This is a genomic window from Mucilaginibacter sp. (genome assembly GCF_035492695.1).
Classification (GTDB): domain Bacteria; phylum Bacteroidota; class Bacteroidia; order Sphingobacteriales; family Sphingobacteriaceae; genus Mucilaginibacter.
The window spans coordinates 109032-127453 of the sequence record NZ_DATJJC010000027.1 but is presented as its reverse complement, the minus strand read 5'-3'; the positions used below and the strand labels follow the sequence as shown (position 1 = coordinate 127453).

The 18422-nt window shown below is 44.8% G+C and carries 15 protein-coding genes; 12 read left to right on the top strand and 3 right to left on the bottom strand.

Going from position 1 to position 18422, the window contains the following annotated elements; translation table 11 throughout:
• Positions 1–4: 4 nt before the first annotated feature.
• From VL525_RS16865 to phoU, 8 genes are all read left to right on the top strand, one after another.
• A complete protein-coding gene (locus tag VL525_RS16865) occupies positions 5–3238 on the top strand; it encodes an efflux RND transporter permease subunit (RefSeq protein WP_325388207.1) in 3234 nt (1077 codons plus the stop codon).
• 7 nt (positions 3239–3245) lie between these two features.
• Positions 3246–4334, top strand: coding sequence for an efflux RND transporter periplasmic adaptor subunit (locus VL525_RS16860; protein WP_325388206.1), 1089 nt, complete (start codon positions 3246–3248; stop codon positions 4332–4334).
• A 239-nt stretch (positions 4335–4573) separates the two neighbouring features.
• The gene (locus VL525_RS16855; protein WP_325388205.1) at positions 4574–5884 is read left to right on the top strand and encodes a hypothetical protein; all 1311 of its coding nucleotides are present in this window, start codon (positions 4574–4576) and stop codon (positions 5882–5884) included.
• 41 nt (positions 5885–5925) lie between these two features.
• Complete coding sequence (gene pstS / locus VL525_RS16850; RefSeq protein WP_325388204.1) at positions 5926–6960, top strand: phosphate ABC transporter substrate-binding protein PstS; 1035 nt, start codon at positions 5926–5928, stop codon at positions 6958–6960.
• A gap of 112 nt (positions 6961–7072) precedes the next feature.
• Positions 7073–7987: a phosphate ABC transporter permease subunit PstC gene (pstC, locus tag VL525_RS16845; protein ID WP_325388203.1), complete on the top strand. Its 915-nt coding sequence runs from the start codon at positions 7073–7075 to the stop codon at positions 7985–7987.
• A 2-nt stretch (positions 7988–7989) separates the two neighbouring features.
• The gene (pstA, locus tag VL525_RS16840) at positions 7990–8835 is read left to right on the top strand and encodes a phosphate ABC transporter permease PstA (protein WP_325388202.1); all 846 of its coding nucleotides are present in this window, start codon (positions 7990–7992) and stop codon (positions 8833–8835) included.
• Complete coding sequence (gene pstB / locus VL525_RS16835; protein WP_147033959.1) at positions 8817–9575, top strand: phosphate ABC transporter ATP-binding protein PstB; 759 nt, start codon at positions 8817–8819, stop codon at positions 9573–9575. The genes pstA and pstB overlap by 19 nt, the downstream gene beginning before the upstream one ends.
• A 45-nt stretch (positions 9576–9620) precedes the next feature.
• Complete coding sequence (phoU, locus tag VL525_RS16830; RefSeq protein WP_325388201.1) at positions 9621–10289, top strand: phosphate signaling complex protein PhoU; 669 nt, start codon at positions 9621–9623, stop codon at positions 10287–10289.
• A gap of 73 nt (positions 10290–10362) precedes the next feature.
• On the opposite strand, the gene VL525_RS16825 is transcribed toward phoU, so the two are convergent.
• Positions 10363–12117 carry a lysophospholipid acyltransferase family protein gene (locus VL525_RS16825; RefSeq protein WP_325388200.1) on the bottom strand — a complete coding sequence of 585 codons (1755 nt, stop codon included), beginning with the start codon at positions 12115–12117 and terminating at the stop codon, positions 10363–10365.
• Between the two features lie 79 nt (positions 12118–12196).
• On the opposite strand from VL525_RS16825, the gene VL525_RS16820 reads away from it, so the two are divergent.
• The 4 genes from VL525_RS16820 (at position 12197) to VL525_RS16805 (ending at position 15261) form a co-directional block, all read left to right on the top strand.
• The gene (locus VL525_RS16820) at positions 12197–12829 is read left to right on the top strand and encodes a ComEA family DNA-binding protein (protein WP_325388199.1); all 633 of its coding nucleotides are present in this window, start codon (positions 12197–12199) and stop codon (positions 12827–12829) included.
• Positions 12826–13353, top strand: a complete 528-nt coding sequence (locus VL525_RS16815) for an adenine phosphoribosyltransferase (RefSeq protein ID WP_325388198.1) — start codon at positions 12826–12828, stop codon at positions 13351–13353. Before VL525_RS16820 ends, VL525_RS16815 begins: the two co-directional genes overlap by 4 nt.
• A gap of 136 nt (positions 13354–13489) precedes the next feature.
• A complete protein-coding gene (locus VL525_RS16810) occupies positions 13490–14188 on the top strand; it encodes a twin-arginine translocation signal domain-containing protein (RefSeq protein ID WP_325388197.1) in 699 nt (232 codons plus the stop codon).
• A gap of 86 nt (positions 14189–14274) precedes the next feature.
• Positions 14275–15261: a c-type cytochrome gene (locus tag VL525_RS16805; RefSeq protein WP_325388196.1), complete on the top strand. Its 987-nt coding sequence runs from the start codon at positions 14275–14277 to the stop codon at positions 15259–15261.
• Between the two features lie 8 nt (positions 15262–15269).
• Here the strand turns inward: VL525_RS16805 and VL525_RS16800 are convergent, their stop codons facing one another.
• Both VL525_RS16800 and VL525_RS16795 read right to left on the bottom strand, forming a co-directional pair.
• Positions 15270–16070, bottom strand: coding sequence for a DUF4249 domain-containing protein (locus VL525_RS16800; RefSeq protein ID WP_325388195.1), 801 nt, complete (start codon positions 16068–16070; stop codon positions 15270–15272).
• 9 nt (positions 16071–16079) lie between these two features.
• Entirely contained in the window at positions 16080–18404 is a 2325-nt protein-coding gene (locus VL525_RS16795) for a TonB-dependent receptor (RefSeq protein ID WP_325388194.1), read from the bottom strand.
• Positions 18405–18422 lie beyond the last annotated feature (18 nt).

Sequence of the window (18422 nt, the reverse complement as noted above, 5' to 3'; positions counted from 1 at the left end):
GTCAATGGTCACATCCGCACTGAAAAGGCCCATCACTGCCATAGTGATAACAGCCAGCCTTTTAATATTTGCAGTGCTTAGTGCAATCAATATCCCGATAGATATTTTCCCCAGACTTAATTTGCCTACCATTTATGTTATAGAATCGTACGGCGGTATGTCGCCGCAGCAAATGGAAGGCTTTTTCAGTACACGTATGCAGGATCAGTTCCTGTATGTGAATGGGGTTAAGACAATTACCAGTAAAAATATTCAGGGGCTTACTATGCTTAAGCTCAGTTTTTATGAAAATACTGATATGGCCGAGGCATCGGCAGAAGTGGCCTTACAAGTAAACCGGGCCATGAAGTTTTTTCCACCCGGCGCACTGCCACCGCAGGTAGTTCGTTTCGATGCTTCGTCGTTGCCGGTGGGCCAATTGGTGTTGTCGGCTAAAAATCGCAGCCTAAAGCAAATATATGATCTGGCTGCTACCCGGGTACGGCCTATGTTTGCCACAGTGCCGGGCTTATCGGCCCCGCCGCCTTTTGGCGCCAATTCCCGCTCAATAACCATTAACGTCGATCCCAATAAACTTCGCAGCTACGGATTGACGCCTGACGAAGTTGTTGGCTCTCTTGCTAAATTTAATGTGATGTCGCCTTCAGGAAATTTGAGACTCGATAACATTATGTTTGTTACCACGCTTAATTCGTTGGTGAAGGACGCGGATAATTTTGGCAACATACCAATTAAAACAAGCAATGGCGTGCCTGTATTGATAAAAGACGTGGCAAGAGTAGCCGATGCTTCGGACGTTACAGTTGACTATGCTTTGATCAATGGCAAGCGTTCAATTTATATCCCTGTAGTGAAAACGGCTGACGCATCGACGTGGAGTGTTGTGCAAACGTTGAAAAAGAGGATACCCGAAATGCAAAGTTTGCTGCCAGACGATGTGCATATCTCCTATGAGTTTGACCAATCGGTGTTTGTGATAAATGCGGTAAAAAGCCTGCTTACCGAAGGGGGCTTGGGGGCACTATTAACGGGGTTGATGGTATTGCTCTTCCTGCGTGATCTTCGGAGCAGCCTCATCGTTGTTATCACTATTCCTGTTTCCATATTGATCGGCGTCCTGTTGCTAAGTCTTTTTGGCCAAACTATCAATATCATGACGCTAAGTGGGTTGGCACTGGCAATAGGTATTCTTGTCGACCAGGCGACGGTTACTATTGAGAACATTCATCAGCACCTGGAGATGGGCAAGCCCAAGCGGCTGGCCATTTACGATGCCTGCGAAGAGATAGCGTTCCCTCTGCTTTTAATATTGCTGTGTATCCTGGCGGTATTTGCGCCTTCGTTTATGATGAATGGGGTGCCGAAAGCCATGTTTCTTCCATTGTCTCTTTCCATAGGGCTTACCATGATCGTGTCTTATGTACTTGCCCAAACGCTTGTACCCATATTAAGTAACTGGATGATAAAAGCCGAGCGTTACCAGCATTATCATCACGGTAAGATACATGCACATGCGGGCGAAGCGCTGGACCGGTCGCAGGAGGAGCAGGTGAACCATCACCTGGCACAAGAGAAAAGCGAGCCGGAAAAGAACGATTTTTTTGAACGTGTTAAGCTGGGCTTGATTGGAGTTTTAGAATGGCTGATGCCGCATAAGCGGCTTATTGTACCAGTTTATTTGATACTAACGATAGCATTGGCGGGTTTATGCTTTGTGAAGATAGGCAAAGACCTGATGCCTAAAATTAATAACGGACAGTTCCAAATTCGTATTAAGGAACCGGACGGCACCCGGCTGGAGCGGACCGAAGACGCGCTAAAGCAAGTGTTGCAGATCATTAATAAAACGGTTAAGGGTCATGTGGAGATCAGTTCGGCCTATGTGGGGCTTGTGCCGAGTAGTTATGGTACCAGCAACCTGTATGTTTTTAATGCGGGTACCAATGAGGCAGTGCTCCAAGTCGGCCTTGACGAAGGTTACAAAATGAATATGGATGAGTTGAAAGATGCCTTGCGCAAAAATATAGCTTATGCTATGCCCGACCTGCGGATCACTTTTGAGCCTATTGATATGACCGAAAAGATCATGAGCCAGGGGGCCTCTACACCTATCGAAATTAGGGTAGCCGGCAAGGATATGGACCAAATAGAGACCTATGCCAATAAGATTGTGGCCAAAATGCAAAAGGTGAGCTATCTCCGGGATGTCCAGATAGCACAGCCACTTAAGATGCCGGTAGTATCGATTACGCTCGACCGGCTAAAAATGGCCCAATTTGGTTTAAATGTCACCGATGTGGCGCGTTCGGTTACGGCGAGTACATCTTCCAGCAGGTTTACGGAAAAAAATCAATGGCTGGACGAAAAAGCCGCTTATACATACCAGGTACAGGTGGAAATACCAGAGTACGTAATGAATACCATGGACGAACTCAAGGAAATCCCCTTGCTGAAAGGGAAAAGTTCGCCCACCCTGGCCGACGTTGCGGACTTTAAAGTTACGTATGCGCCGGGCGAATATGACCGGACCGGTCCGAGGAGATTTATTACCGTGAGTGCAAACATTTATAAAAAGGATCTTGGCACAGCCACAGATGCTGTAAATAATATAATCAAAGCACTCGGAACACCTCCGAAGGGGATGGTGACCGATGTAAGAGGTACGTCGAATTTACTGGAAGATACGCTAAGCAGCCTGCAAAACGGATTGATGTTTGCCATCCTGGTTATATTCCTGCTTTTGGCGGCCAACTACCAATCATTCAAACTTTCCCTTACCGTATTATCAACTATTCCCGCAGTTATATTGGGCTCGATGGTTGCATTGCTGGTTACGGGTTCTACACTCAACCTGCAATCATATATGGGCATGATCATGAGTACAGGCGTATCGGTGGCTAATGCGATCCTCATTGTAACCAATGGCGAAAAGCTGCGGCTCGAATATCGCAATTCAACAAGGGCAGCACTCACCAGCGCGGCTATCCGTTTAAGGCCGATATTAATGACCAGTATGGCGATGATAGCCGGGATGATCCCAATGGCGTCCGGTATGGGCGAAGCTGGCGAGCAAAGCGCGCCCCTGGGCCGGGCGGTAATAGGCGGACTTTTCGCTTCCACATTAGCTGCGCTGATCATACTTCCGTTGGTGTTTGCCTGGGTTCAGGAAAAAACATCCTACGAATCACCCGAACTTATGCCCGAAAAATTATCAGAAATCGAAACTTCAAATGCATAACATCAAAATGAAATACAAATTAATCACAATGGCAGCGATCAGTATGACATTCGCAGCCTGTTCAAGTAATCAAAAGCCGGTAGACCTTACTAACGAAAAGAAACCGGAGGCCGACAAGTATCAAACAAGTATGGTGTCGGAAAAGGCCCTTTCCAGTTCGGCGCGCTTGCCGGGCCAGTTGAAACCGTTCAACGAGGTTAATATTTTTCCAAAGGTGAACGGCTTTGTAAAAACGTTATACGTTGATAGGGGCTCGGTTGTGAAGAAAGGGCAATTGCTGGTTACGCTGGAAGCTCCCGAGATGGAGTCGCAATTGCAGGCCGCTAATGCGCGCTATTTACAGGCACAGGAAAATGCCGTGGCCAGTAAGGAGAAATACGAGCGCCTTAAGCAGGCAGCCGCTGTTCCCGGATCTGTATCGCAGCTGGACATTGATAATGCTTTATCGCGGATGAAGGCGGATGATGCAATGGCCAATTCCGAGCGTTCAAATGTGGCGGCGGTACGGACAATGAGCGGCTATCTGAACGTATATGCCCCTTTCGATGGAATGATCATCGAACGGAATGTATCGCCCGGTGCATTGGTATCGCCGGGCAAATCGACAGACCAGCCTATGCTGATTCTGCAAGACATCAATAAATTACGTCTTGAAGTGTATATTCCTGAAGATTATGTAGATAAAGTTGATCTGAATGAATCCGTAAGCTTTACATTCAATGCAATGCCAGGTCAGCAACACATGGCGAAGATAAGCCGGTCGGCCAATGCCCTTAGTACGATGCACCAGGAAGCTGTAGAAATAGATGTCACCAACAAAAATGGAATGCTTAAGCCTGGAATGTATGCTGAAGTGCATATACCTATGCGGTCTGGCGCCAAATCCATATTGGTGCCTAATACCGCTATCGTCCGCTCCACGGAGCGCCAGTACGTTATTACTGTTCATAAAGGTAAAACAGCTTACGCGGATATTAAAGAAGGATTAACTACACACGACTCAACCGAGGTGTTTGGCGACCTTAAACCAGGCAGTCTGATTATCACTAATGCCAACGACGAAATTAAGCCGGGCATTGCCATAGCAAGCCGGTAGTATTTCAATGTTAAGTTATTGTTACCCGGCAGGGTTTATTAACAATTGTTATAAAAATTTGATTAATAGTATCTTATGTAATAATTAACTATAAGTTTAAAGCATTTTCAGTTTCATGTTGGGCCAGTTTTGTTGAATTTAATGTTGTCGTAATATTACTAAATGTTAATTCTCCCTTAACATTGAGGTAATACGCCGTGCGCACTTTTGACCCGAAATTTAATTTAACCTCACCCAACATGAAAAGAATCTTTACACAATTTGCCGGGTCCGCGCTATTTATGTCCCTTATGATAGCGGGTTTTAATGGCAAAGCACAAACAACTTTGGCATCAGCAGATACCAAATCGAAGGAAGCAAAACAGGAGGCCGCAACAGAGGCTCCGGAAGTAAAAGCAACTCCTAAACCTGCTGAAGACACCTCATGGAAACCTGTACGCAGGTTGTGGGGTTACGCTTTTGGCGACTACTATTACAAAGGCCATTCCGATCCGTTAAACCGTGGCGGTTCAAACCAGTACACTAATGTGCCTGCCGATAGGAATGCTTTCCAGTTCCGTCGTATCTACTTAGGGTATGACTATGATATCACCAAAAAATTCTCGGCCGAAGTATTGTTAGCCGCTGAAGACAATGCTGCAAACTTTGGTAATGCACCTGCATCGGGTTCAGGCGACCAATTAGTGGATGGTAAATACTCTTTCTACATCAAATTATTAGATCTGCGTATTAAAAACATCTGGAAAGGTACCGACCTTGTTATTGGTCAGCAGGCTACCCCGGCTTTCCCGCTATTGTCGGAAAAAGTTTGGGCTTACCGTTCAATCGAAAGGACTGTTGCTGATATACGCCGTACGCCATCGTACGATCTTGGCGCAGGCCTGCAGGGTGTATTTGATCCCGCAACTAAAAACTATGGCTATAACGTGCTGATAGCAAACGGTACCAGCGCGAAGCCTGAGAATGATCAGTTCAAATGGTTCTATGGTGACATTTGGGCCAAATTTTTCAATCAGAAATTAATGATCGACTTGTATGCCGATTACGAAAAATTAGGATTCAATACCGCTGCTGCCCCAGAATATTCGCGCAGCATGATCAAAGGATATATTGCTTACACGACTCCTAAATTAACCGTAGGTGTTGAAGCCTTCACCAATTTGCTGAAAAACGGCGCTACAGCTACTGATGCCGGTGGCAACAAAACTGTTGTTGACCAGAGAGCGAATGCAATTTCGTTGTATGCACGCGGCCCTATCGTGAAAGACAAAGTAGGTTTCTTTGTTCGCTATGATAATTACAACCCTGACACCAAATATGATAATGTTGCCTATGTAACTTATGCAGGTCGTGTAGGGAATTATGACCCAAACACCAAAGAGAATTTCTTCACTGCAGGTCTGGATTTTACCCCTTACAAAAACGTACACTTTATGCCAAACGTTTGGTATGATGGATACAAAAACCAGCAGGCTAACGTAACAGGCGCAGCAAAATATGGCTACGACCTAACTTACAGGCTTACTGCCTATTTCACTTTCGGTAAATAATTGAAAGCAAACAATTCGAAAAACAATAAATAAATCAAATCATGAAAGTAATCAAAAGTTTGACCCTGGCAGTTGCAGTCCTTGCAGCTTCGACCCTATCAGTTAAGGCGCAGGATAACACACTATTAGGAGCTGGCAGCACATTTGTGTACCCATTGTTCTCCAAAATATTTTCAAAGTACACCGCCTCTAAGGTAAATTACCAGTCTATTGGTTCAGGCGGCGGTATACTGCAGCTAACCAACAAAACAGTTGATTTTGGTGATTCAGATGCTCCTTTGAATGCTGACCAAACGGCTAAAATGGGTGCGCCGGTTCTGCATATCCCTATGACATCGGGCGCTGTAGTGGTTACATATAACGTACCTGGTGTTTCAGCTCACTTAAATTTGAGCGGTAAAGATCTGGCTGATATTTTCCTTGGCAAGATCACTAACTGGAATAGCCGCGAAGTAAAGGATGCTAACCCTGGCGTGAATATTCCCGACATGCCAATCGTAGTTATTCACCGTTCGGACGGCAGCGGTACATCCTTTATCTTTACCGATTTCCTGACCAAAGTTAATCCTGAATGGGCAAGTAAAGTTGGTAAAGCGGCTGCAGTTAACTGGCCAGCCGGTTTAGGCGCAAAAGGCAGCGAAGGTGTTGCTGGTTTGGTTAAGCAGACTCCGGGTGGTATCACTTATGTTGAGTTAGCTTATGCTAAACAAAATAATATGACTTACGCCAACATCCAGAACAAGAGTGGAAAATATATTCCTCCAACCATTGAGGCCACCACTTTTGCTGCTAACGTAGCTATCCCGGCCGATGCGAAAGTATCTTTCACCAATACCGACAACCCTAAAGGTTATCCAATTGCAGGCTTTACCTGGGCTATGATCTATAAAGAACAAAACTATAACGGCCGTTCAAAAGAACGCGCTACGGCTTTGTTAAAATTACTTTGGTATAATATTCACCAGGGACAGGCTGAGTGCGCTCCATTGAACTACGCACCGCTTTCAAAAGCTGCAGTTAAAGTTGCTGAAACGATATTGAAATCAGCGACTTACGACGGCAAGCCAATATTGTAAGCTAATAGCTTAAAAAATTAAGAGCGGAAAGCCAAAAGCATGAACAATATCATCGCTTTTAGCTTTCTGCTTTTAACTTTGTTTAAAACAGGTGAACTAAACCCGGTAATTAGTGGAAAACAAAAGATTAAACCTCTCCAATGCCCAGCTTAAATGGGAAACTACATTTAAGCGAATATTGAAAGTGATGAGCGCTATCCTGGTGCTCATCGTAATCGGCGTGCTTATAACACTTATTGTTAAATCGTGGCCTACCATCAAGACTTTAGGAATAGGGTTTTTATGGGGGAAAGTTTGGGACCCGGTTGGAAATGTTTACGGGGCGTACCCATTTTTAATTGGCACATTACTTACTTCATTTATAGCCCTTATACTATCCGTGCCGTTCTCTTATGCCATCGCCATTTATCTCGGCGAATATAATCCCAAGGGCTGGCTGTCTAACCTGCTGAAGAATACTGTCGAACTGATAGCTGCAGTGCCATCCATTATCTATGGCTTTTGGGGGTTATTTGTCTTAGTTCCGGTTATACGCACTTTTGAAATAAAATGGCACATAGCGCCATACGGCATCGGCATTTTGACTTCGTCGCTTATATTAGCCGTGATGATCATTCCTTACGCAGCGTCGCTCGGCATAACGTTGATCAGGATGGTTCCATCGCCATTGAAAGAAGGTGCTTACGCGTTGGGTGCAACACGGTTTGAAGTTATCCGGAGCGTCATCATGCCCTACACACGTACCGGTCTGTTTGCAGGTGTGCTGCTTTCATTGGGCAGGGCGTTGGGCGAAACAATGGCGGTTACCATGCTCATCGGTAATACAAGCGCATTGGGGCACTCTTTTAAGGAAATACTTTTTGGCCCGGGCAATACAATGGCCAGCGTTATCGCCAATGAGTTTACCGAAGCTGACCATACCGAATACCTGTCCGCATTGATAGAGTTAGGCCTGGTATTGTTTCTTGTAACAGTGGTGATCAACCTGATCGGAAAACGTATCATTACACGATTTAATCAAAATTGATTATGGAAGCGAGAATCGGATTAAGAAACACCAAAAGCCTGCTGTTTAAAGGAGTGATCACCTTTTTAGCTTTCCTCATTACCGTGCCCCTGATAGTCATACTTTTGTTCATCATTAAACAGGGTATAACGCAGGTTAACTGGCACTTTTTAACACACGTTCCTGCGCCTGTTGGCGAGCCGGGCGGCGGTATAGCAAATGCCTTTGTAGGCAGCTTTTTAATGGTTATTATGGCGGCTGTTATAGCGATTCCCGTAGGTATCCTGGCGGGCATTTACCTGGCCGAGAACCGTAAAAGCAAGCTTGCCTATTATTGCGGACTTTGTGTGGATATATTACAAGGCGTTCCTTCTATCGTAGTGGGTATTGTAGTATATTTCTGGGTTGTAAAACCCCTTGGGACATTTTCGGCCATTTCAGGTAGTGTCGCCCTGTCAATCATGATGCTGCCGATCGTCATCAGGTCGACGGAAGAAACACTAAAATTACTGCCTGACTCATTAAAGGAGGCCGCCCTGTCATTAGGCGTACCCTACCACCGGGTGATTCTGAAAGTTGTTGTTCCCTGCGGTTTTTCGGGGATAATGTCTGGTGTTATGCTGTCTGTGGCGCGTGTTGTCGGCGAAACAGCCCCGTTGCTGTTTACCGCCTTTGGCAATCCTTATTTATCTACATCGGTTACTAAACCGATGGAAAGCCTGCCCCACGTAATATTTACCTACGCTACCAGTCCTTACGACGACTGGCACAACCTGGCATGGGGAGCCTCATTTATTTTATTAGTATTCGTATTAGTTTTAAACATAATCACAAAAGTGACCACCAGGAAATGGAAAGTACAATTGTAAGCGCAGAAAATATAAATGCTTATTATGGCGATAGTCACGCTATAAAGAACGTGAGTATCAAAATAAACAGGAATGAGGTCGTAGCCATGATGGGCCCGTCCGGCTGCGGTAAAACCACCTTTTTGCGCTGTATCAACCGTATGCATGAGCTTATTCCCAACGCAAGGGCCGAAGGAGTTATGAAGCTTGACGGCGAGGATGTTTATAAAATGAATGTTATTTATGTTCGTTATAAAATAGGGATGGTTTTTCAGCGGCCCAACCCGTTCCCAAACCTGAGTATATATGAAAATGTCATAGCCGGGTATTTGCTCAACGGTATCAAGCTGTCAAAGGCAGACAAGGATGTAATAGTTGAAAAATCACTGACCAGTGCCGCATTGTGGAAAGAGGTTAAGGATTCGTTGCATAAAAAGGGCACTTTTCTTTCAGGAGGGCAGCAGCAACGTTTATGTATCGCGCGTGCCATTGCTATGCAGCCCGAAGTGATCCTTTTTGATGAACCTACCTCGGCGCTCGACCCTATATCTACCTCAAGTGTCGAACAATTGTTCCACGAATTGAAGGCGAATTATACGCTGATCATTGTAACGCACAATATGCAGCAGGCCGCACGCGTAAGCGACCGCACTGCGTTCTTCTACCTGGGCGAGCTGGTTGAGTTTGACGATACCAAGATCATGTTCACTAATCCGAAAGATCAGCGCACTCAGAATTATATAACCGGCAGGTTTAGTTAAGCCGGCCTTCTGACCTTTGATTTTTAACCTTTGAATTAAAAAGATATGACACCAATAGAAACCGAAATAACATCACTTAAAAAAGAGCTGAGTAATATGTGGCTGCTTGTTCAATCACAATTGAGCAAGGCCAGGGAGTCGATGGTAAACTTTGACAAGGACCTGGCCCGCGAGGTTTTGGTAAAGGAAAAACGTGTAAACTCGTTCGAGTTGAAAATAGACCGTGATTGTGAAAATATTTTTGCTCTGCATTGCCCGGTAGCCATCGACCTTCGGTTTTTGCTTGCTGCGCTTAAGATCAACACGAACCTGGAACGTATTGGCGATATTGCTGCCGGCGTTGCAAAGTATGTAATTGAATCGCCCGTGAATTTTAATAAAAGTGCGCTGGAAAGTACGTCGATCATTCGCATGTACGACGAGGCAATTAATATTGTTATCGACACCCGAACGGCGTTTGAAAATGAGGACACTGCAATGGCCCGCAGTATTTTTAAACGCGACGAAACGCTGGATGCGGTAAACAGGAATGCAACTAATACTATTGGAGAACTGGTTAAGGCTGATATTTCGGGTTTGAACGAGTATCTGTTCATGCTTTCTATCATCCGTAAGCTGGAGCGTATCGGCGATCAGTCGAAGAATATTGCTGAAGAGATCATATTCTATGTTGAGGCTAAAATATTAAAGCACTCGGGCGCGAAAAATAAATAGTTTGAATAACAATTAATTGGTTTGATTGAAAGCGGCGTAAGCCGCTTTTCCTTTTTCAGATGTATCCGGTTAGCTACAAATTCTTGCCCAACTTATCCAGTATATCTTGTGGAACTTTTTGCAAATCGAGTACCAGGAAACCGTCCAGGCAGTCGGCAAATTTAGGGTCAATATTAAAACAGATGATCTTGGCATTCAAGGCGATATATTGCCGCAGCAATACCGGTACTTTCATGCTTTGCGTCTCAATGTCCGATATCATATTATCCAACCCTTTAAAGCTGTCTTCGCCAGCCATCAATACATCGGTGTCGATACTGGCAAAATCGACTTTGAATTTTTTCCGGGGCCGGACAAATTGAGCCATCTCATGATCAAAATGATTGCGGTTGATATAATCGACTATTAGCGATTTGGAAAATTTGGAGAACGTATTGCTGATACTTACCGGGCCGATAAGGTAACGATAGCGCGGGTTATCGATCAGGTATTTCAGAATGCCCTTCCAAAGCAGGAAAAGTGGCAATGGTTTTTGCTGGTATTCCTTGCGGATGAATGAACGCCCCAGTTCCAGGCTCTTTCTAAGCACTGGTGTAAATTGTTCCTTTATCTTGAACAGTTCGGTAACGTAAAAACCTTTTTTACCGAGACTGTAAAATATCTCGTCGCCAAGCCCTATCCGGTAAGCGCCAACTATTTTTTTAGCTTCCGTGTCCCATATAAAAAGGTGATGGTAGTAAATATCGTACTCGTCCAGGTCGACGCTTTTGTTGGTGCCTTCGCCAATTTCGCGAAAAGTTACCTCGCGCAACCGTCCGATCTCGCGGATCACATTTGGAATGGAAGATGTTGGTGTAATAAATACCTCGTAATTTTTCTCGACCCACACCCGGTAGTTTTCCCGCAATGGCGCTACCTCTTTTTCTAATATCTCGGTACTTATTTCCGCGACAATATCTTCAGGCTGCTTTTTGATCTTAAACAGGTTGCGGGGATTGAATATTTTCTTTTCGCCATCCAATCCGGTGCCCAGGGCGTAAGTTTTCGCACGCAGAAAATTCAGCAGGTCGTTACTATTATACTTATCGGCTATTTCCTCTATATTGATGGGTTTCCCGATGCGCAGCTTAATGGTATGCCCATGTTTGTTGAATAACTCCGACGGTAGCTTGGCAGTACGCAGGCTTGGATGGATCATACTCAGCAAATTGAAAAGCAGGCCATTATTACCATGAAAATAAATGGGCACCACCGGCACTTTGGCTTTAGCAATGATCTTTCCCACCACCGGGTGCCACATCCGGTCGGTAACCTGCTGCTTATCTACCTTGAATGTCGATACTTCACCTGCCGGGAATATGCCTATTGGTGTGCCTCCGGCCAGCAGTTCCAGGGTGTTTTTTAATCCGCTTATGCTGGACGAATGCTCTATATTCTCAAATGGATTTACCGCTACAAAATAATCGCTCAGGTTAGGTATTTTTTTGAGCAGGAAGTTGGCCATAATCTTAGAGTCGGGCCGGGCCATACACAATACTTTCAGCAATACCATCCCTTCGATGCCGCCGTAAGGATGATTGGCTATCGCGATAAAACTGCCGGTGGCAGGAATGTTTTTCAGTTCACGCTCGTCAAATTCTATCTCAACTCCGCAGCCTTTCAGAATGGCGTCGACAAATTCAGGGCCTTCGGCAGGCTGGGCCTGGGCAAACAATTTGTTTACCTGGTTTATTTTCATCACCTCCATTAGCAAAGCGGCCAGGCCGGGCATTTTTAGCTTATCAAGCCTGGTAGCCTTTGCAAATTCTTCGGTGGTTATTATCTTCATTTATCTTTGTATGGTAAAACCGGTTTATCGAATAAATATCCTAAAATTTATATTAATTTACTGTTAAATAAATCCGCAGGTGATAACGCGAATCAAAAATTATCTTTCCGTAACAAAAAAGGAATGGAACGGCATGGTTATGCTGGTGATCCTCATCGCCCTTGTACTTGCAGCTCCTTTCGTCCTGCAATCTTTTCGCAAAGATAACGCAATAGATGGGAAGGAGTTTGATAAAGCTGTTGCCACGCTCGAAAAAACAAGCCCGATAGTTAATGACACCAAAACCAACGCCTATAAAAAAACAGCACCCGGAGTAGTCATAGAGTTAAATACCGCCGATTCAGCAAAATTAACCGAGCTCACCGGTATCGGGCCTTCCTTTGCCCGCCGCATCATTAGTTATCGAGAACACCTGGGCGGATTTTATAAAAAGGAACAACTGAAGGAGGTTTTTGGGCTCGACTCGGAAAAATATGCCGGATTGCAGGCACAGGTAATAGTTGATGCTTCGCTAATCAGGAAGATAAAGATCAATAAAGTTAACTTTGACGGGCTAAAACGGTTCCCATACCTCAGCTTTAAGCAGATGAATGCCATTATCCAATTTCGGGAACAGCACGGCGACTACCAGTCGATAGATGACATGCGCAACATCGCCATTTTAAATGAAGAAATTTTAAAGAAAATAAAACCCTATATAAGCTTTAAATGATTGAACAGCAAATAAAAGAAGCCATTCGCGATATACCCGATTTTCCGAAGCCGGGCATCGTTTTCAAAGATATCACCCCGATACTGAAAGACCCGGTGTTATGCGATAGAGTGCTCGATGCTTTTGTGGAAAAATTGAAAGGCACGCGCATTGATGTAATAGCAGGCGTAGAAAGCCGTGGTTTTTTGTTCGGCCTTTCCCTTGCCTGCAAATTGAGAGTACCATTTATACCGGTACGTAAAGCAGGGAAGCTGCCTTACACTATTAAACAAAAAGCTTATAAATTGGAATATGGCACGGCTATTATCGAAATGCATACAGATGCATTCGAGCCGGGGCAGCATGTCCTGATACATGATGACCTGCTGGCCACCGGCGGCACAGTGACGGCAGCCAGCGAACTGATACAGGAAATGGGCGGAATAGTTTCAGGCTTTGCTTTTGTAGTTGGCTTGGGTTTTCTGAATGGGAAAGAAAGGATAGCGCCTATTTCAAATAATATTGTCGTGCTGGCGGATTATTAAGATCGTACATTTAAATAATTGTTTTAAATTTCATTAAATCAATTGCTTATCTATAAATTTATATAGGCATTTACCTACTATCTGCTATCATCACGATCGAATAAAACCAATATTTCTGTCACATAAACTTTAAGTTATGAAAACGAATGATCAAACCGGGTTAAATGAACGCCGTAGTTTTTTGAAACAATTCGCTACGGGTGCGGCTGTATTAGGTACAGGCATTCTTGCCAGTCCGCTTGCCGCTTCGGCGGCAGAACTTTCCAACAGCAGTAATTCTGACGCAGATGAATGGTTTGGTAAGATAAAAGGCAAACACAGGATAGTTTTTGACGCTACACAACCGAACGGGATAATGCCATTTGCCTGGCCAAAAATATTTCTGGTGACCAACAGGGCGACGGGGACGCCTGAAAGCGATTGCAGTGTGGTGGTTGTCCTGCGGCACAATGCCATACCTTACGCTATGGGGAACGACCTTTGGGCAAAATATAAGTTTGGCGAGATGTTTAAGATAAATGATGAGTCCACAAAAAAACCGCTAACAGCCAATCCCTTTTGGCAGCCCAAGCCCGGTACATTCAAAGTACCGGGAGTAGGACCGGTAGAGATAGGAATAAACGAATTGCAGGCAAGCGGTGTGATGTTCTGTGTTTGCGACATGGCCATTACCGTTCACAGCGCAGTGGTGGCAATGGGCTCGAAACAAGACCCGGCCGATGTTAAAAAAGAGTGGCTTGCAGGCCTGTTGCCCGGGATACAACCCATGCCATCGGGAGTTTGGGCCGTTGGCAGGGCGCAGGAACATGGTTGCACCTATTGTTTTGCAGGGTAAATGGCGAATTGAAATTACCGGAAACTTTTAAGAGGCGGTATGCTTATTCTTTCAGGTTTCCGGTTTTTTGTCTTTATTATTCCTATATGCCTTCAAAATCAAATTTGAAAACAGCAGTTGCAGCAGGTGCTCTTTTGTTGGGTTTCGCCGCTTGCCGGCATAACGAAAATGTCATAAACAAAATAATATTGTCTTCGCCGGATAGACCGCGTTGGATAGCCCCGGATGTTAAACAGCTTCCAGGCGATGAGCAGGCGAAACTGATCAAATACGGGCGTGCGCTCGTGGTAAACACGTCGTATTATTTCGGTCCAAAAGGTGTAATAGCACATAAAAGTAATGGCTTGAACTGCCAAAACTGTCACCTTAGTGCGGGGACAAAACCGTTTGGCAACAATTTCTCGCTTGTAGCTGCGGGCTATCCAAGATTCAAAGAAAGAAGCGGAACGACGGAAACAATTGTAAAGAAGGTGGAAGACTGTTTTGAGCGAAGCCTGGACGGACAAAAGATAGACAGCAACAGCGTCGAAATGAAGGCTTTTGCAGCTTACCTTAAATGGGTAGGAAAAAATGTAAAGAAGAGAACCAAGCCAATAGGTTCGGGTATAGATGAACCGTTTTTTTTAAGCCGCGCTGCCGATACTGTGGAGGGAAAACGGGTATATATTTCTAAATGTCAGCGGTGCCATGGAGCAGATGGGGAAGGTAAATTAAATTCCGCCGGTAACGCGTACGTTTACCCCCCTGTTTGGGGCAAGCATAGTTATAATATAGGCGCAAGTATTTACCGGCTTTCAAAATTTGCCGGTTACGTAAAGGATAACATGCCTTTTGGTGCTAACTACAAAAAAAGACAGCTTACCGATGCGGAAGCCTGGGATGTGGCGGCCTTTGTTAATTCGAGGCCCCGGCCTTTTAAAAACATTACCGGCGATTGGCCCAAACTTGCTACCAAACCTTATGACTACCCCTTTGGACCCTATGCCGAGCATCTTTTTTCAGAAACTCAGCACAAATATGGTCCATTTGCACCTGTCAAAAAGTACTACGAAGGATTAACAAAAAAGAAATAAAGTAAGATTTACTGAACTACTTTGGTGATGCTTTGTGTGGTATGTGCACTAAAATACCCAAGGGTTGAGGGTGTGATATTAGTGGGCGGATTTGCCGGAGCTACCTGCCCGCCCGGGTTATTAGCCTGTTGCTGTGCGAGTGTAAACCAATACAGATATACAGGCCTGTCAATACATTGCATTTCCACTTTCACGGTATCACCCGGGAAAACATCAATATCATTTTCCTGCAGGTCAAGGTCGGCATATTTCCCGTTTATAAATTGATCGTCGAACGCAAAAACAGCCTTAACCTGCACCCCGTTTACATACATCGCCACGCGATATTGATTGGCAATGTCCGGAGGGTCCTGGAAATGGATCCTTGCCATCTTCTTGTTATTCTTCGTATCAAAAATATTCTCCCTGAATGTTAACGAATCCAGGTTGACCAGTTGCGGCATTGTGGAACTGGCGGTATAAGTCTTCCCAGCTATAGTAACCGACAAGTGATAGGTATGCCCGTATATGCCCGTTAGGGAATTTACTGCATAAGTGCCGGCAGTATCCTCTGTCAGTTGGTATTGCTCACCCGCATCATCGGTTATCGAAACTGTTGCACCGGTTACTGCAGGATAGGTGTTGGTATTGGTAAAAGGCACGTTGCGGCTAAGCTTTACAAATTGCCGGCCGGGTTGATCGGTAATGTTTGCTTCTATCACCAGTTCGCCCGTTTTATTGCCCAGGTTAAGGTTGATCACTTTTTTGCATGAAGCGGCGATCAGCAGGATAAGAGTGAAGAAGAAACAATATCTAAGACAACTTTTCATACGCCTGTTTCAAAATTTAAAGTTCCAGGTAACCGATGGTATCCGTGTTGCAAAAATGCTTGTCTCTTCCGCCTCGGTTGTGTTTGGTATTTTTTTACTATCCTGGAAAGTAATGATATACGGGTTACGGTGTGCATAAACATTATAGATACCAAATGTCCAGCTCGAATGATACTTTTTGTGCGGTTTCCCTTCAAGCGTTGCACCGATATCCAGCCGGTTATTGGATGGCATTCGGTAACCATTGCGTTCCGAATAGGAATAGGTGGTTAGCCCGCCGACGTTATATTTCCCGGTTGGAAATGTAACTGCGTTGCCAGTTCCGTAAACGAAGTCAGCTGAGAAGGTCCATCTTTTATTCAATTTATAAATGCCTACCACCGACAGGTCGTGCGTCCGGTCCTGCGTGGCCGGGAAGTAGCGGCCATTGTTAATCGCGGCAAACTTGTTTTCGGTGCGGGATAAAGTATAACCTATCCATCCATTAAAGCGACCGTATTTCTTTTTCAGGAACAGTTCGATACCGTAAGCCCTGCCCGAACCGTACACCAATTGCGATTCCACATCCTGGTTTACTAACAGCTGTGCCCCGTCTTTATAGTCTATCTGGTTTTGCAGCCATTTGTAATAGATCTCGGCCGAAAACTCATAGGCATTATCCTTAAAATTACGGAACCATCCTGTCGAAAGCTGATCGGCTATCTCAGGTTTGATGTTATTGCTGCTCATTACATACAAATCAGTGGGTGTGTTACTGGTCGAGTTACTAAGCAAGTGGATGTTTTGCGTATTGCGATTGTAGGAAAACTTGAGTGAGTTCTGGTCGTCCAGCATATAACTTGCCGAAACGCGCGGCTCGAGATTTAAATAGCTTTTTACCAACGCCCCGGAAGCATATCGGGCCGAATCGGTAACATTGCCTGCAGCATCATAGGTTTTAAAGGTGCCAGGCCCCTGCAGGAATAAGCCGCTTAAACGCAGGCCATACAATAAGGTGAATTTATTGCCCGCTTTCCATTCATCGCTCACATAAAGCGCGTTTTCATAGCCATAGCGTTTTTCGGTACTTACATTGTTAAAGCTGGAGGATTGCGAAGCAGTTATATCGCCCGGCGAAATATCATGGTGCAGGATATTAAAACCAAATTTAAGGGTATGATTATCGCCCATAGAATAGGAGAGATCTTCTTTCAGGTTTACATCGGTTATCTGCGAGGTTGCTTTGAACTCATTATCGCTCAGAAAACTTTGTATCACATAATTATAATTGCTGAATACCAGCGATGTGTTTGAGAACAGGCGGTCGTTAAAAAGATGGTTGAAGCGAACAGTGCCCGTGGAATTTCCCCAGTTGGTACCAAAGGTGTTTTTTAATGCGAGCACATCTTTTCCAAAATATCCGGAGATGTAAATAACATTCTTATTGTCAAAATGGTAATTGGCTTTGGCGTTCAGGTCGTAGAAATAAATGGAACTGCCGCTGATGGTTGAATCAGAAGAGGCCCGTAAAAAAAAGTCTATATAGGTGCGCCTGGCGCTGACCATGAACGACCCTTTGCCTTTTACAATTGGCCCTTCTACCTTGATACGGGATGATATTAGCCCAAGTCCTCCCTGAACAGTGTAGTCCTTATTGTTGCCCTCGTTCATTTTGATGTCCAATACGGACGACAAACGGCCGCCAAATTCGGCGGGCATACCACCTTTATATAAGGTAACATCTTTCACCGCGTCGGAGTTGAAGGTTGAAAAGAAGCCGAAGAAATGCGAAGCATTATACACAGTCGCTTCATCCAGTAATATCAGGTTTTGATCGGAGCCGCCACCGCGAACATAAAAGCCTGTATTGCCTTCAACCGTAGTTTTTACACCCGGCAGCAGGGAAAGTGTTTTTAAAAGGTCCTTTTCGCCAAGCAATACCGGTACCTGGTTTATCTGGGCCATATCCAGCTTTTCAGTGCCCATTTGCGGCGAAGCTATGTTATCGTTATTAGGCCTGTCGGCGCGGATCACAACCTCCTGTAAGCTGTTATTAAGTGGTAGCGCGATGTTGATATTCTGATTCTGGTGTAATGAAACCTGCTTTTCAATAGCCTGGTAGCCTGTATAAGTAAATAATAAGGTATATTCACCTTCGGGCGCATAAATAGAATAAAAGCCATACCCGTTGGTAATGGTGCCGCTTTGCGGCAGCTCTTTTATTCTAACGGTAGCGCCTATCAGTTGTTCGCCGGTTGATGCATCTTTTATGGTGCCGCTTATGGTGTAGTTTTTTTGGCCGAAACAGGATAATGTAAATAATAAAAGAAGGGTAGAAAGTAGCGTTTTGGCCATCCGGCGGATATTTTGGGC